The organism is Kitasatospora phosalacinea (assembly GCF_000716545.1).
Classification (GTDB): domain Bacteria; phylum Actinomycetota; class Actinomycetes; order Streptomycetales; family Streptomycetaceae; genus Kitasatospora; species Kitasatospora phosalacinea.
Genome location: NZ_JNWZ01000188.1, coordinates 1 through 374, shown reverse-complemented (window position 1 = coordinate 374; position 374 = coordinate 1). Strand labels below are relative to the sequence as shown.

Genomic DNA, 374 nt, shown 5'->3' with positions numbered 1-374 from the left:
GAGGGAACGCGGGGAAGTGAAACATCTCAGTACCCGCAGGAAGAGAAAACAACCGTGATTCCGGGAGTAGTGGCGAGCGAAACCGGATGAGGCTAAACCGGCATGGTGTGAGACCCGGCAGGGGTTGCCATGTGGGGGTTGTGGGAGTGAGCTTGATCGGTCTGCCGGCCGGTCGGCGAGTCAGAAACCGTATGGGTAGTCGAAGGACATGCGAAAGGTCCGGCGTAGAGGGTAAGACCCCCGTAGACGAAATCTGTACGGCTTGCTTGCTCATTTCCCAAGTAGCACGGGGCCCGAGAAATCCCGTGTGAATCTGGCGGGACCACCCGCTAAGCCTAAATATTCCCTGGTGACCGATAGCGGATAGTACCGTG

Annotated in this window: 1 rRNA gene; it reads left to right on the top strand. The window is 58.0% G+C overall.

Annotation, left to right across the window (positions count from 1 at the left end):
- Positions 1 to 374, top strand: a 23S ribosomal RNA gene (locus OO48_RS34075); the annotation flags it as partial.